This is a genomic window from Citrobacter sp. RHBSTW-00944, from assembly GCF_013615435.1.
GTDB lineage: Bacteria > Pseudomonadota > Gammaproteobacteria > Enterobacterales > Enterobacteriaceae > Citrobacter > Citrobacter braakii.
The window spans coordinates 1774830-1789478 of sequence record NZ_CP055418.1 but is presented as its reverse complement, the minus strand read 5'-3'; the positions used below and the strand labels follow the sequence as shown (position 1 = coordinate 1789478).

10 protein-coding genes are annotated in these 14649 nt (G+C 52.2%); 3 read left to right on the top strand and 7 right to left on the bottom strand.

From position 1 onward, the window contains the following. Positions 1-2: 2 nt before the first annotated feature. Positions 3-1664 carry a malate dehydrogenase (quinone) gene (gene mqo, locus HV334_RS08440; RefSeq protein WP_047500935.1) on the bottom strand — a complete coding sequence of 554 codons (1662 nt, stop codon included), beginning with the start codon at positions 1662-1664 and terminating at the stop codon, positions 3-5. 278 nt (positions 1665-1942) lie between these two features. On the opposite strand from mqo, the gene HV334_RS08435 reads away from it, so the two are divergent. After that, a complete protein-coding gene (locus HV334_RS08435) occupies positions 1943-3190 on the top strand; it encodes a SulP family inorganic anion transporter (RefSeq protein ID WP_141875444.1) in 1248 nt (415 codons plus the stop codon). Here the strand turns inward: HV334_RS08435 and mgtE are convergent. From mgtE to HV334_RS08405, 6 genes are all read right to left on the bottom strand, one after another. Beyond that, positions 3153-4589 carry a magnesium transporter gene (mgtE, locus tag HV334_RS08430; protein ID WP_016153782.1) on the bottom strand — a complete coding sequence of 479 codons (1437 nt, stop codon included), beginning with the start codon at positions 4587-4589 and terminating at the stop codon, positions 3153-3155. The genes HV334_RS08435 and mgtE overlap by 38 nt on opposite strands. A 105-nt stretch (positions 4590-4694) precedes the next feature. Next, complete coding sequence (locus HV334_RS08425; protein WP_047500931.1) at positions 4695-6338, bottom strand: multidrug ABC transporter permease/ATP-binding protein; 1644 nt, start codon at positions 6336-6338, stop codon at positions 4695-4697. 75 nt (positions 6339-6413) lie between these two features. Then, positions 6414-7064: a DNA oxidative demethylase AlkB gene (gene alkB / locus HV334_RS08420; RefSeq protein WP_181221409.1), complete on the bottom strand. Its 651-nt coding sequence runs from the start codon at positions 7062-7064 to the stop codon at positions 6414-6416. Next, the gene (gene ada / locus HV334_RS08415; protein WP_181221408.1) at positions 7064-8128 is read right to left on the bottom strand and encodes a bifunctional DNA-binding transcriptional regulator/O6-methylguanine-DNA methyltransferase Ada; all 1065 of its coding nucleotides are present in this window, start codon (positions 8126-8128) and stop codon (positions 7064-7066) included. The genes alkB and ada overlap by 1 nt, the downstream gene beginning before the upstream one ends. 79 nt (positions 8129-8207) lie before the next feature. Beyond that, a complete protein-coding gene (gene apbE, locus HV334_RS08410) occupies positions 8208-9260 on the bottom strand; it encodes an FAD:protein FMN transferase ApbE (RefSeq protein ID WP_181221407.1) in 1053 nt (350 codons plus the stop codon). Positions 9261-9375: 115 nt separating this feature from the next. Next, positions 9376-10500, bottom strand: coding sequence for a porin OmpC (locus HV334_RS08405; protein ID WP_016157015.1), 1125 nt, complete (start codon positions 10498-10500; stop codon positions 9376-9378). Between the two features lie 738 nt (positions 10501-11238). Between HV334_RS08405 and rcsD the strand changes: the two genes are divergently transcribed. Both rcsD and rcsB read left to right on the top strand, forming a co-directional pair. After that, positions 11239-13908 (top strand): phosphotransferase RcsD, encoded by a 2670-nt coding sequence (rcsD, locus tag HV334_RS08400; RefSeq protein WP_181221406.1) that lies wholly within the window; start codon positions 11239-11241, stop codon positions 13906-13908. A 16-nt stretch (positions 13909-13924) separates the two neighbouring features. Further along, positions 13925-14575: a response regulator transcription factor RcsB gene (gene rcsB, locus HV334_RS08395; protein ID WP_003027592.1), complete on the top strand. Its 651-nt coding sequence runs from the start codon at positions 13925-13927 to the stop codon at positions 14573-14575. The last annotated feature ends 74 nt before the right edge of the window (positions 14576-14649 follow it).

The window sequence follows — 14649 nt, the reverse complement described above, 5'->3', positions numbered from 1 at the left end:
ATTTACAGTGCGATATCCGCTACAGTTTTCTGCTCAGGCTGCGGTTGCGCCTGAGGTTTCAGCTGAGGTTTCGGCGCTTCATCAGCAGCCTGCGGCTTGTCATATTTCAGCCCCAGAACATCACTGGTGTATTGCAGCTCTTGTTCCGTAGCTTCAACGTTACCGTTCAGCTTGGTACCATAAGACGGAATAATGGTTTTCAGTTTCGCCTGCCATTCAGGGCTGGCCACTTTATCTTTAAACACTTTTTCCATCAGATGCAGCATAATCGGCGCCGCGGTTGATGCACCCGGAGAAGCGCCCAGCAGCGCGGCAATGGTGCCCTCTTTATCGCTGACGACTTCGGTACCCAGACGCAGCACACCGCCCTTCTCCGCATCACTTTTAATGATCTGCACACGCTGGCCCGCCTGCCATAAACGCCAGTCTTCTTTTTTCGCCTGCGGATAGTACTCTTGCAGCGCGGCAAAACGGTCGTCATCGCTGAGCATCACCTGGCTTACCAGATATTTCACCAGATCGAAGTTATCCAGACCCACGTTGACCATCGGCATAAAGTTCGAGGTGGTGGTCGAGCTGAGCAGATCCCACAATGAACCGTTTTTCAGGAACTTGGTGGAGAATGTCGCGAATGGCCCAAACAGCACGACGCGCTTGCCATCAAGGATACGGGTATCGATGTGCGGCACGGACATCGGCGGCGCGCCAACGGAGGCCTGACCGTACACTTTCGCCAGGTGGCGATTCACCACGTCCGGATTATCCGCAACCAGGAACTGCCCGCCAACCGGGAATCCGGCATAACCTTTCGCTTCCGGAATGTCGGTTTCCTGCAACAGCTTCAGCGCAGCGCCACCGGCACCGATAAAGACAAACTTCGCCTTAATATCATGTTCCGCTTCGTTATTTTTCAGATCGGCGACCGTGACGGTCCAGCTATTGTCGGCATTGCGTTTAAAGCCACGCACTTCGGTACTCAGCTGCAGCGCAAAGTTGGGCTTTTTCTGCAACGAGGCAATCAGCTGGCGCGTGATTTCGCCGTAGTTTACGTCAGTACCAATCTCGGTACGCGTTGCCGCGACTTTCTGCTTCGGATCGCGGCCTTCCATGACCAGCGGCGCCCACTCTTTAATTTGCGCGTGATCTTCGGAATAACGCATGCCACGGAATAACGTGCTCTGCTGCAGTGCGGTGTAACGGGCACGCAGGAAGTTCACGTTCTCGTCACCCCAGACAAAACTCATGTGCGGAACGGTGGTGATAAATGAGCGTGGTTCATGCATTACGCCATTATTGACCTGATAGGCCCAAAACTGGCGGGAGATCTGGAAGGCTTCGTTGATTTCGACTGCCTTTTCAATGCTGATGCTACCGTCGGCCTTTTTAGGCGTGTAGTTCAGCTCCATCAGTGCGGAGTGGCCTGTTCCGGCGTTATTCCAGCCGTTTGAGCTTTCCTGCGCTACACCATCCAGTCGCTCAACCATGGTCATTGACCATTGCGGTTCCAGCTCCTGTAAATAGGTTCCCAGCGTGGCGCTCATGATGCCGCCGCCAATCAACAGTACATCCGTTTCCTGCTCTTCCGCCGCTTTCGCTTTTGCCGCCATCGAGACAACATTCAGCCCAACGGCCATGGTGAAGAGCATGGCAGTCACTTTTTTCATAATGTTAATGCCTTACTTTTAGTATCGCTTTTTTGCTTTTAATGCAGGTGAAAATCGAGCGGCATCAACGGTAACACTTAAGTAAAAATATTTAATTATTGTTTATAAATTATATTTAATTTTTAAAAATGTTATTAATACGTTGATAGTTTATACGGTTATTGACAATCATTTCTGGAAACCGGTCCGTCAGACAGGTACTATGCTGCGCTTTGCTATTCACCGCACGGATGCCTGTCGGTCTGCTGTATCGGGCCATTTTTGACCTAAGAGTAACGATGTCTGCAACTCAACCCACCTCTGTCGCAGTAGCGGAGCACGCGACGCGCGCAGTGCTGCGCCAACCCCGTTTACTGGTTCGCGAAACGCTGGCCGGTGTGGTAACCGCCCTGGCGCTGATCCCGGAAGTGATCTCTTTTTCCGTTATCGCCGGCGTCGATCCTAAAGTCAGCCTGATAGCCTCAGTCGTACTGTGCCTGGCAATGTCATTTTTAGGTGGCCGTCCGGCAATGGTTACCGCAGCGGCAGGATCGGTCGCGCTGGTGATTGGCCCGATGGTGCATCAACACGGCGTCCAGTACATCCTGCCTGCGGTGGTGCTGGCCGGGATTATTCAGATCCTGTTTGGCGTATTGGGGATGGCGCGTCTGATGCGATTCATTCCTACAGCCGTCATGACCGGTTTTGTGAACGCGCTGGGTATTTTGATTTTCTTTGCCCAGGTCCCGCATTTCTGGGGTAAAAGCCCGCTAATCTGGGGGCTGTTTGTCCTGACCCTGCTGATTGTGCTGTGGGTTCCGCGGTTTATTAAAGCGATCCCCGCGCCGCTTATCGCCATCGTGCTGCTGACGGTGTTCACTGTCACCAGCGGACAACTATTACCGACCGTCGGTGACGAAGGTTCAATGCGCGGCGGCCTGCCGGGATTCACGCAGTTATTGGTACCACTCAACCTGCAAACGCTGGCGATTATCTGGCCCTGCGCGCTGAGCATCGCTTTTGTCGGATTAATGGAGTCGCTGTTAACCGCCCGTCTGGTGGATGACCTGACGGTTACGCCGTCGAATAAGAATCGCGAGAGCGCCGGGCTGGGGATAGCCAATATTCTGGCCGGTTTTTATGGCGGCATCGCCGGGTGTGCGATGATTGGTCAAACCATCGTTAACGTCGAGATGGGCAAAGGACGCAGCCGCGTCTCGACGGTCGCCGCCGGGCTGGTGCTGTTGTTGCTGGTCACTGCGTTAAGCGAAGTAATGGCGAAAATCCCCATGTCAGTGCTGGCGGGAATTATGGTGATTGTGGCGGTGAAAACCTTCAGTTGGCACAGCATCCAGCCCGCTACGCTGCGGCAACTCCCCGTTACTGAAACGCTGGTGATGCTGATGACCGTCGCGGCGACGGTGTCAACCGGCAACCTGGCGCTTGGCGTGGTTGCCGGGGTGATGACGATGCTCATTCTGCCGCGTATCGTCAGAGGCAAACGTGCGGCTACATCAGAAACAGCGTTGCCAGACCGAGAAAAATAAAGAAACCTCCGGTATCGGTGATTGCCGTAATCATGACGCTCGAGCCGACCGCCGGGTCGCGCCCGAGCTTCACCATCGTCATCGGAATAATAACGCCCATCAACGCCGCCATCAGCAAATTGAGCATCATCGCCAGGGTCATCACGCCGCCGAGCGCCATGTCATCGTACAGCCACCAGGTAATGCCGCCCATAATTCCGCCCCACACGAGGCCATTAATCAACGCCACGCCCATTTCGCGCAGGATCAAAAACGTCAGGTTTCCCGGCTGAATATTTTGTAGCGCCAGCGCGCGAACAATCATGGTGATGGTTTGATTCCCGGTGTTGCCGCCGATCCCCGCCACAATCGGCATCAGCGAGGCCAGCGCGACCAGTTGCGAAATTGTATGTTCAAAGCCGTCGATCACTCGCGAAGCGATAAAGGCGGTACAAAGGTTAACGGCCAACCACGCCCAGCGGGTTTTTACCGCTTTCGTGACGGGGGCAAACACATCCTCTCCGGCGCTTAAGCCGCCCATTCGACGCAGATCGGTATCGGTTTCTTCATAGACCACATCGACGATCTCATCGATGGTTAAACGGCCCATCAGTTTACCTGAAGAGTCAACGACCGCGGCACTGACCAGGTCGTCACGTTCAAAGGTTCGCGCGGCGTGTTCGGCGATATCTTCCGGAGAAAAGGTGAGCGGATCATCTTCCATCACCTCGCTGACTTTTCGCTGCACGTCATTGAGCAGAATACAGGTGAGCGTCAGTTCCCCGACCAGCACTTTATTGCGGTCGGTCACGAAGAGTTTATCGGTGTTCTCCGGCATTTTTCCCAGCCGCCGCAGGTAGCGTTGCACCACTTCCAGCGTCACGTCCGGACGCACGGTGATAACTTCGAACTCCATAATCGCACCGACGCGATTCTTCTCGTAGTGCAGCACCTGGCGGACGCGCGCCCGCTCCTCGGCCGGTAACGTCGCCAGCAGTCGACCCGTGAGGTTACGAGGGAGGTGCTGAACCAGATAAATCTGTTCGTCGATATCAAGGTATTGCAACGCATCCAGCAGCTCACGGTCGCTCATCTCATCGATCAGGTCGTCCCAGACGTTTTCTGACGCCTCAAGCAGGACGTTACCGCGCTTTTCACTTTCGACCAGTCGCCACAGGGCGTGACGCTCTTCAGAAGGTAATGCTTCGAGGGTATCCGCCAGATCGGGCGGCGGCAGGTGGGCGACCAGCGCCCCTACCTCAGCAATATCGTCGGCTAACGTGCCGACGTCATATTGCTCAGCCAGGGTAAGCTTGCCCAATAGCGTTGAAACAACGGCTTTATCAGTGGTCAGCAGCCAGATAAGACGCGCACGCTCTTCATCACGCAGTCTGGCGCTGTTTTTGTTTGTTACAGGCATTAATCATAAATCCATGATATGAAATATCATTAATCATGATGCTGATTTATGTAAATAACAATAAACAGTGCCGCCGGGTGGATAAAAAACCGGCGGCATGTGGGATCACGCAGTGCGGGCCACCGCGTCACGCGAGGCGGCATCACGCTCATCGCCCAGCAGTTCACTCAACTGTCCGTTACGCATTTCCAGCAGACGATCGGCGTGAATAAAATAGTGATCGTCATGGCTAATGGCGAAGATAGTTTTACCCATTTCTTGCATCAGCGGTAACAGGACCTGATAGAACTCACGACGGAAATGGGGATCCTGATCGGCTGCCCATTCATCCAGCAGAATGATGTCGCGCTCCTCCGCCAAAGCCAGCAGCAGCGCCACGCGTTTCTTCTGCCCTTTCGACAGCTTCAGATTGAGGATGCGACCATCATTCATCTCCAGCTTGTGACCCATCTTTAGATGTTCCAGCCACTTCGCTACCAGCTGCGGATTGGCTTCTTTACCTTCCGGCCCCAGCAGTTTGTCGAACAGCCAGACGTCGGTAAACACGGCGGAAAACAGCTTGCGATAATCTTCCGGCTTTTCAACGGCCACGGCCTTACCATCAAGCAAAATTTCACCTGACTGCGGCTGGTATAGCCCGGTCAGTAACATCGCCAGCGTAGATTTCCCGCTGCCGTTGCCGCCAATCAGGAAGATCAGTTCACCGCGATGAATCGTCAGATTGACCGGCCCTACGGAAAACGCATTATCCTGATAGTGGAAAACCACGTTACGCAGTTCCAGCGTTTGCCAGTTTGGAAAAGCGGTTGGGCGCGGGAATTCGGCCTTAAAAGGTGCCAGTGCGAATTTATTCAGCTTGTTGAAAGCCACCTGCGCGGTGAGCAGGGTCGGTAGCGCGCCAACGGCAGAGAGCAGCGGCGTACGCAGGAATAACAGCGTCAGTGAGTAAGTCGCCGCCACGGCGGTATCCGCCCAGCCCATACTATTCGCCATCCAGAACACCAGGCCAATGGCGCCCAGCATCATAATGTTTGACCAGTTGACCGCGCTCAGGTGGAAGGTATCGGCGCGAATAATATGGTGACGGTACTCTTTGGCATCCGGGACGTACATCTGATTAAAGATATGCTCGGCGCGCTCGCGGTTGAGCGTCAGCTCTTTGCGCCCTTCCAGCACCGTCTGATAATCGTTGTACAACTTGTCTTCCGTTTCGCGCAGGGTAGCCATGTGCTTATACACCCGCGCCACCAGCACAAATCCCCCCCAGATGGTGATTGCCATCCAGATAGCCGTCACCAGCAGCATTTTGGTCGACAGCATCGCCAGATACGCCGCCGATCCGATGGTCAGGATAATCCCCTGCACCAGCTCAGGCAGACGAACAAAAGCGATGGTGATGTTGCGAATATCGCTGGTTAAACCGGCCAGCAACGAGGCGCTGCCAAGCTGTTCAATACGCTCGACGTGGGTATCCAGAATACGTTTGATAAATTCGCTACGCAGGCGGTAGACAAAGTGGTGGCCGAGCGTGGTCAACGCCAGCTGAGAGCCGAGAGTGACAACCATCAATAGCAGCAACAGGCCAAGAAACTCCGGCAGCACCATCAGCGTGGTGTCGACCGTTTCAATCAGACGCTGGTTGATAAACGCAATCAGCCCAATCCCCAACGCAGCGCTGGCGAGGCTGAGCGCCATGACGCTGATAAATGGCCAGCGATACTGCCGCCAGACAAGAAGTAAAAGTTCCATGCGAACAACCCGGACAAGTAATAACAGCCCGCAGTTTAAACATCTCTTCGCTGACAGCAATAATAATTCTTATTTTTATTCCTTTTTACCCGCCTGACGAAACGTCAGATTGTAGCGACAGTCTCCGGTCAACGGATGATACCCCGTCTTAAGCGGCTGGATCCCATGATAAAACAGCCGCGAAGTACCGCCCCACACCACCACATCGCCATGTTCCAGCAGCAAACGCTTTAAGGGGTCATTACGGCGCAAGCCGCCAAATTGAAAGATGGCCGGCAATCCTAGCGACACCGAGACAATCGGCGCCTGCAGGTCGGGTTCGTCTTTATCTTGATGTAAGGACAGTTTTGCCCCTGGCGTGTAGCGGTTAATCAGACAGGCATCGGGTTGAAAATCAGCATAGCCCGCCGCCGTCGCTGCCTGTTGGCACAGGTCAGCGAATGCATCCGGCAGCGGCGGCCAGTGCGCGCCGGTTAGCGGATCAAAAGGAGAATAAAGGTAACCATGTTGATCCGTCGTCCAACCCAGACGACCGCAGTTGGTCATTGCCACCGACATCGTGTAGCCGCCGGGCGTCACCATCTGGCGAAACGGCGACTGTCTGGCGATAGCCGCTATCGCCTGCAGCAGAGACGGTGCGCAGTCAAAAGCGAAGCGTCGCAGAATAACCGCGCCTGACGCCAGCGGCTCCTGCCAGGGTTTCGCATCCGCAAAGAGATCGAGCATTATGTTTCCTCGCCAGTCGTTTCACGTTGCAGTAACTGTGCTTTGCGCGCAATGCCCCACCGGTAGCCCGAAAGCGCGCCATCGCCGCGGATCACCCGGTGACACGGGATGACGATTGCCAGTTTATTCGCCCCACAGGCGCTGGCCACCGCACGCACCGCCTTCGGTTTGCCGATGGCGCTGGCCAGTTGCTGGTAGCTCATCGTTTCGCCGCACGGAATTGCGCGCAACGCCTGCCACACCTGCTGCTGAAATGCGGTTCCGCGGATATCCAGCGGCAGCGATAACGGCGCGTCACGCGCATTGATTGCGGCGATCACTTCGCGCACGCGCTGCTGAAAATCGGCATCTGCTGGCACATCCTGAGCGGCGGGAAACAGCTCATGCAGATCCGCAACCAACGTAGCGTCATCATCACCTAGTAAGATCGCGCAGATACCACGTTCGCTTTCCGCCACCAGACAGCGACCCAGAGAGCAATCTGCCAGGGTATAGCGTACAGAAACGTTGTCGCCACCTTTACGAAATTGATTTGCGGTCATGCCTAACGTCTGATCCGCTTTTCGGTAGTAGCTGCTGCTGTCGGGAAATCCGGCGTTGAGAATTGCCTGCGTTACCGGAACGCCTTTCGCCAGCGCATCGCGCAGACGGCGAGCGCGCCAGGACTGCTGCCACGCTTTGGGGGTCATGCCCGTTGTGGCTTTGAACAGGCGATGTAAGTGATACGGGCTCATCGCCACCTGCTGCGCCAGCTCGTCCAGCGTGAGGGGAGATTCCTGCTCCAGCAACTGGCAGGCGTGGGCTATTTTCTCCAGCCGATGCTGGTGGGCGCTGTCTTTATCCGGCTGACAACGTTTACAGGGACGAAAACCGGCGGCCAGCGCCTGCCGGGCATCGGCAAAGAAACTGACATTTTTGCGCAGCGCATGTTTCGCCCGACAGGACGGACGGCAGAAAATGCCGGTAGTCTGGACGGCGAAAACAAACTGACCGTCAGCGTCGGCGTCACGATCCACAACGGACTGCCAGCGGTCATCATCAGTTATGTGTAAACGATTTTTCATTATGGACTCCTTTGTTAAGCATAGCGCTTAGCCTCAGTGTGTCCCCATAGCCGGATACAAAAACCCGCAATCTTGCTTTTTAATTTTTTTCGCTGAGCAGGAAGCTTTTAAACTGCGGCGACATCCAGGTTTTAAACCCCTCGCCCTCTTTTATAATCATATAGACCGCGAGTCCTTCACGACGCACCACCTCTTTGGCCTTTTCCGGGCCGAGAACCATCAATCCGGTATCCCAGCCGTCAGCCTCCAGCGCCGTTGGTGCGATTACCGTTACAGATACCAGGTTGTGTTCAATCGGACGACCGGTTTGCGGATCAATAACATGGGAAAGGCGCTTACCATCCAGCTCATAATAGTTACGGTAGCTGCCGGAGGTGCTAATGCCATGCCCGTTAATGTCGACAATCGCCTGCACCGCGTTTTCGCGATCGGTCGGTTTCTGAATCGCGACTCGCCACGAAAGCCCGTCTGCATTCATACCGCGGCTGTTCAATGCTCCACCAACGGATACCAGATAACGGGCGATCCCTTCCTGCTCCATTAATCGTGCCAGATGATCGGCGGCATAACCTTCGCCAACGGTCGAGAGATCCACGTACAGCTCGGGCAAATCTTTTTGCAGGTAGTTCCGATGCGCCTCATTAACAACCTTCAGATGTGAAAGCCCGGTTTGCGCTTTTGCGACGTCAATTTGCGCCTGCGTAGGAATATGCACCGGTTGCTGATCCGGGCCAAAGCCCCACAGATTGACCAACGGACCCACGGTAATATCCATGGCCCCACCGGTTTTTGCGCCAATGCGTAGCGCCGAAGTCACGATATCGGCCATAGCATCATTAACCGGCCATGGCGACAAGCTTTTCGACAGGTTAAAGCGCATTAACGCAGAATCATTTTTATAGGTAGAGAGAAGCTGATCGTCGGCATCCAGCTGAGCCTGGATCTTCGCCTGCAGTTCCCCGGCGCGTTTGGCATCTACGCCCACCGCACTGACCCGCCAGAAAGTGCCCATGGTTTTACCTTCCAGAACGGTGGCAGGTTGTGTGGTCTGGGCAGGTTTCGGGGCTTCATCGCACCCGACAAAAAAGATCGTCACAGCCAGTAGTGCTGCGCGATAGAAATTCACTTCCATACGTAATTATCCTCATGCGAACGGGCGCAAGAGTACACCAAAAATCGTTGTTTGTACGACGAAAAAACGGCATTAAAAAAGGCCCCGCAGGGCCTTTTAACGACATGAGCGCAGATTAGAACTGGTAAACCAGACCCAGCGCTACGATATCATCGGTAGCAATACCTGCTGCCTGGGTAAACGCATTGTCATCCAGCAGGTTGATTTTGTAATCAACATAGGTAGACATGTTTTTGTTGAAGTAGTAAGTCGCGCCAACATCAACATATTTCACGATATCCTGGTCACCGTAGTTGGTGAAGCCATTGCTGATGTCTTTGCCTTTTGACTGCAGGTAAGCCACGGAAGGACGCAGACCGAAATCGAACTGGTACTGTGCCACAACTTCAAAGTTCTGTGCTTTATCTGCGAAGCCATATGCAGCGGTCCGGTTGCTACCGTTAGAGGTACCGAAGCGGGTTGCGTTATAGGACTGGGAGTACTGTGCAGCCAGGTAAACGTTGTTAGCGTCGTATTTCAGACCACCGGTATAAACCGTTGCACGGTCACCGTTACCGTACACGCCAAGAGCATTCTGATCAGCGGTACGTTTAGAGGTAGTGATCGCACCACCGATACCAAAGCCAGAGCCGAGATCGTAAGTCAGAGAGCCGCCGTAACCATCGCCATTCTGGGTCAGCAGGCTACGACCACCTTCGTTTTCACCGCTTACGCTGCCGTTTTTACCCTGGTACTGCAGGGCAAAGTTCAGACCATCAACCAGGCCAAAGAAATCTGTATTACGGTAGGTCGCATAACCGTTACCACGCTGCTGCATGAAGTTGTCCGCACCGTAGGTGTCACCGCCGAATTCTGGCAGGACGTCGGTCCAGGACGTTACATCATAAGTTACACCGTAGTTACGACCGTAGTCGAAAGAACCTGCATCAGCGAATTTCAGGCCTGCGAATGCCACACGCGTCCAGGCGTCGTTGCTGGATTCACTCTGGTTGCCTTGAATCTGGTATTCCCACTGGCCGTAACCGGTCAGTTGGTCGTTAACCTGGGTTTCGCCTTTGAAGCCAATACGCATGTAAGTCTTATCACCATCATCACCTTTGTTGTCGGAGAAATAGTGCAGACCGTCTACTTTACCGTACAGGTCTAATTTGTTGCCGTCTTTGTTATAAATTTCAGCCGCATTTGCTGCGCCTGCTACCAGCAGTGCTGGTACCAGGAGGGACAGTACTTTAACTTTCATGTTATTAACCCTCTGTTATATGCCTTTATTGCTTTTTTATGCCACTGCATACTGATTAAGGTCATTAACCAGTCGGCAACTTCATTCTCCGCAAAAACACAGAATAATCCAACACGAATATGATACTAAAACTTTTAAGGTGTTTCATTTATCTGCATAGATGTTTCAAAATATTAATACGAGGGAACTTTTTTAAAATCAAAAAACAGGCAAAATAAGCACAAATAATCAAGAACCATTTTAATTAAATTTAAAATCAATAGGTTACATCGAAAATAGTTATAGCACTGAATGACAAAACAAAATCTTCACTCGCAACTAAAATAGACCCGCTATCATCATTAACTTTATTTATTACCGTCATTCATTCATGAATGTCTGTTTACCCCTATTTCAACCGAATGCTTCGCGTTCGGTTTTTTTTTACCCTTCTTTACACAAAACTTACCGTTCTGTGCTACCGATGCAAAACTATAACAACTATTAACTATCTCATTGCGTCGTATTCAGATATAAATCTGATTAATAATTTCTTGTTATTTAATGCTAAATGTATACATTCCGTACAAATATTTGTACCCGCCTTTATCCACTGTACACCTTTGCATTGTGATGGCTGCAACAGAATGGAGCGTAAAAAATGCGGGCCATCCGGCGTGGTGTAAGTGTGGCAATTCATATATTACCCTTTATACTGCCCCATCATCTTTCGCGTCGTTTAACAGGTCATAAACACGAATGAGTCAGTCTGACACAACGGCTTCTACCCGATTCTCCCTGCTACCGGGAAGTATTACCCGTTTCTTCTTATTACTGATCGTTGTGCTGTTGGTGATGATGGGCGTTATGGTCCAGAGCGCCGTCAACACCTGGTTAAAGGATAAGAGCTATCAGATTGTCGATATCACCCATGCCATTCATAAAAGGGTCGATACCTGGCGATACGTGACCTGGCAAATCTATGACAATATTGCCGCCACGGCCAGTTCACCTGGTGCAGAAGGACTGCAGGAAACGCGTCTGAAACAAGACGTCTATTATCTTGAGAAACCGCGCAGAAAGACCGAGGCGCTGATTTTCGGTTCCCATGACAGTTCTACGCTGGAGATGACCCAACGCATCTCAACCTATCTTGATACGCTGTGGGGCGCGGAAAATGTTCCGTGGTCTATGTATTACCTGAATGGTCAGGACAATAGCCTGATCCTTATCTCAACGTTGCCGCTAAAAGATCTGACTTCCGGTTTTAAAGAGTCGACGATTGGTAATATTGTCGATTCACGGCGCGCGGAAATGTTACAACAGGCCAATGCACTGGATGAACGTGAAAGCTTCTCTTCACTGCGCCGTCTGGCATGGCAGAACGGGCATTACTTCACGCTACGCACGACCTTTAATCAGCCTGGACATCTGGCAACAGTTGTCGCCTTTGACCTGCCGATTAATGACTTGATCCCACCCGGCATGCCGCTGGACAGCTTCCATCTGGTTCCAGATGCCACGTCAACAACCGAGCATCTGAATGAAAAAGAGTCGCCTGACAGCGTCAGCATTAATTTCAACAACAGTAAAATTGAGATCTCTTCGGCGCTAAATTCAACGGATATGCGACTGGTGTGGCAGGTTCCGTTTGGCTCATTGCTGCTCGACACCTTGCAAAGCATTCTTCTGCCGCTATTACTCAACATTGCTTTGTTGGCCCTGGCGCTGTTTGGCTATACCACCTTTCGCCACCTCCCTGCCCGTTCCACCGAAGTGGCACCAAACCTTGCGGCAAATAATGAACTGCGTGTTCTGCGCGCCATCAATGAAGAGATTGTTTCTTTGCTGCCTCTGGGCTTGCTGGTGCACGATCAAGAAGCAAACCGCACGGTTATCAGCAATAAAATTGCCGACCACCTGCTACCGCATTTAAATTTGCAAAACATTACCAGTATGGCGGAGCAGCATCAGGGGGTGATTCAGGCCACCATCAATAATGAGCTGTATGAGATCCGGCTGTTCCGTAGCCAGATCTCATCGAGAACGCAGATCTTTATTATTCGTGACCAGGACCGCGAAGTGCTGGTTAATAAGAAGCTGAAGCAAGCGCAGCGACTGTATGAGAAAAACCAGCAGGCCCGGGCGGCCTTTATGCAGAATATCGGCAGCGCACTGAAAGACCCGGCGAAAACACTTGCCGCTAATGCTGCCGCACTGAATAGCCCGGACAGCCAGAAACTGGCCAATCAGGCAGACGTTCTGGTGCGTATGGTAGATGAAATCCAGTTGGCCAACCTGCTGGAAAGCGACGCCTGGAAAAGTGAATCGACGCTGTTTTCCGTGCAGTCGTTAATTGATGACGTGGTTCCGGAGGTTCTGCCAGCCATTAAACGTAAAGGGCTGCAGCTACTGATTAAAAATCACCTTAGCGCCCATGATGAACGCCGCGGCGACCGCGATGCCCTGCGCCGTATTTTGCTGTTGCTGATCCAATATGCGGTAACCACCACGCAAATTGGCAAAATCACGCTGGAAGTCGACCAGGATGAGTCGGAGACTGAACGCCTGACCTTCCGCATTCTGGATACCGGGCAAGGTGTCACGTTGAATGAAGTTGATAACCTGCACTTCCCGTTCATCAATGACACCCAGGGCGATCGGTATAGCAAGGCCAACCCGCTGACGTTCTGGTTATGCGATCAGCTCGCCCGCAAGCTAGGTGGATACCTGAACATTAAAGCGCGGGAAGAACTTGGAACACGTTATATAGTCCATGTTAAAATGCCGCTGCACGATCAACATGCTGAAAGTGAAGAGCGTTTGTTAGATGACGTCTGCATAATGGTTGATGTCACCTCTAATGACGTACGCAGCATCGTATTACGCCAACTGGAGAACTGGGGAGCAACCTGCATCACGCCTGATGAGCGGTTGAATAGTCAAGAATATGATCTCTTTTTAACAGATAATCCGTCTAATCTTACTGCCTCAGGCCTTCTTTTAAGCGATGATGAGTCTGGCGTGCGGAAAATTGGCCCTGGTCAGCTGCGCGTCAACTTTAATATGAGCAATGCTATGCAGGAAGCTGTCCTCGAGCTGATAGAAGAGCAGCTGGCACAAGAAGAGATCCAGGAACTCCCCCTCGGCGGAGATGAAAACGCCGAACTTCATGCCAGTGGTTACTATGCACTCTTTGTAGACACAGTACCGGATGATGTTAAGAGGTTGTATACTGAGGCAGCAACCAGCGATTTCGCTGCGTTAGCCCAAACGGCCCATCGCCTGAAAGGCGTGTTTGCCATGCTTAATCTGGTACCCGGCAAGCAGTTATGTGAAGCGCTGGAACATCTTATTCAAGAGAAAGATGCTCCAGGTATAGAAAAATACATCAGCGACATTGACGATTACGTCAAGAGCTTGCTGTAGCAAGGTAGCCCAATACATGAACACTATGAACGTAATTATTGCCGATGACCACCCGATTGTACTGTTCGGTATTCGTAAATCACTTGAGCAAATCGAGTGGGTAAACGTTGTCGGCGAATTTGAAGACTCCACTGCACTGATCAACAATTTGCCTAAGTTAGATGCTCATGTGTTGATTACCGACCTCTCCATGCCGGGAGATAAATACGGTGACGGGATCACGTTAATTAAGTATATCAAGCGCCATTTCCCGAGCCTGTCGATTATTGTTCTGACTATGAACAACAACCCGGCAATCCTGAGCGCGGTGCTGGATCTCGATATTGAAGGAATTGTCCTGAAGCAAGGCGCGCCAACAGATCTGCCGAAAGCGCTTGCCGCGCTGCAGAAGGGTAAGAAATTCACCCCGGAAAGCGTTTCTCGTCTGCTGGAAAAAATCAGCGCCAGCGGTTACGGCGACAAACGTCTGTCACCGAAAGAGAGCGAAGTTCTGCGCCTGTTTGCCGAAGGTTTCCTGGTTACTGAAATCGCGAAAAAACTCAACCGCAGTATTAAAACCATCAGCAGCCAGAAAAAGTCGGCAATGATGAAACTCGGTGTGGAAAACGATATCGCCCTGTTGAATTACCTTTCTTCCGTCACGCTGAGTCCGTCAGACAAAGAGTAATTCTTTTAACCTCGACGTGCCTGATGGCACGGCATTTATCAGGCCTACGAATGACACGATGTTGTGCGTGTTCC